We start from the raw sequence: 1,158 nt of genomic DNA, 5'->3' as shown, positions 1-1,158 counted from the left end.
GCGTGTGGGGACGCATCGGTGGCCAAAACCTCGATGCCAATTCGGGCGACCGTTTCTCCGCCGATGAACGCACGTTCTTCGCGCAGTTCGGCAAGGACTGGACGTTGGCTTCGAACCCGGCAGGCGGCAGCACGCACGCCGGCGTGACGCTGACGATCGGCTCGACCTCGGCCACTTTCGAAGACAGCGCACGCAGCCTGAACCCGACGCTCGGTACGGGGACCGGTTCAGTGGAAACGCAAGCACAATCGCTCGGCGGCTACTGGACGAAGTACCTGAAGGACGGCAGCTATTTCGACGCCGTCGCGCAACTGACCCACTATCGCAACAAGTACGGCGATGTCTACGGCGGCGGCGCTTCGCAGAACGGCTACGGCACGGGTCTTTCTGGCGAAGTCGGCAAACCGTTCCTGATCGGCTCGACGACGATTGCGATCGAACCGCAGGCGCAGTTGATGTATCAGTACCTGCATCTGAATGGTTTCAACGATGGCATCTCGCCGGTAGGCAGCACATCGAGCAACGCGCTGCGCGGCCGCGCCGGGTTCCGCATCTTCAAGGCAAACCTGAGCAACGACACGAAGACGGGTGCATTGACGCCTTACTTCACGGCCGACGTGCTGCGCGATTTCCTGACGCCGGGCAACACGACGGTCGACGGATCGACCTTCAACGGTGCGTTCTCGAAGACGTGGTACGAACTCGGCGTGGGACTGACCACGAGCATGGGCAAGTCGTCGGAGATGTATGCCAACGTGAAGTACTCGCGCAACATTGGCGGTGATTATCGCCGGGGTGTGTTTGGTCAGGTCGGGTACAAGTTCAGCTGGTAAGAACAACTGCAGGACGTGAGCTTCGAGCGGGGGAATGACGAACATGATGTTCGTCATTCCCCCGCTTTTTTTGGGTGGTCAAAGGTCCAATGTAAAGCCGATTCTTGCCCAAGCCCTGCAGCGATGTGAAAATAAAGCGATCATCTGCTTAGGTGCAGTACCTTACGTTTTCCCTTTCGCCATTCAATAAACAGAGACCCACTCAGGAGAGCATCGCCGTGAACTCAGAATCTGACCGTCGCGCACGCATCGCCGTTGTCACCGGCGCCGGAGCCGGCATTGGCCGCGCTGCATCGCTTGCTTTACTGCAGGACGGCTGGACCGA

Annotated in this window: 1 protein-coding gene; it reads left to right on the top strand. The window is 59.4% G+C overall.

Annotated features, from left to right (window positions below):
- Nucleotides 1-833: autotransporter outer membrane beta-barrel domain-containing protein (locus tag ACRXB1_RS36450; RefSeq protein ID WP_449494826.1), on the top strand; the 833-nt coding region annotated here is incomplete at its 5' end.
- Between the last annotated feature and the right edge of the window lie 325 nt (nt 834-1,158).

The sequence above is a fragment of the Caballeronia sp. M23-90 genome (genome assembly GCF_053574605.1).
This window is presented reverse-complemented; position numbering and strand designations above follow the sequence as displayed.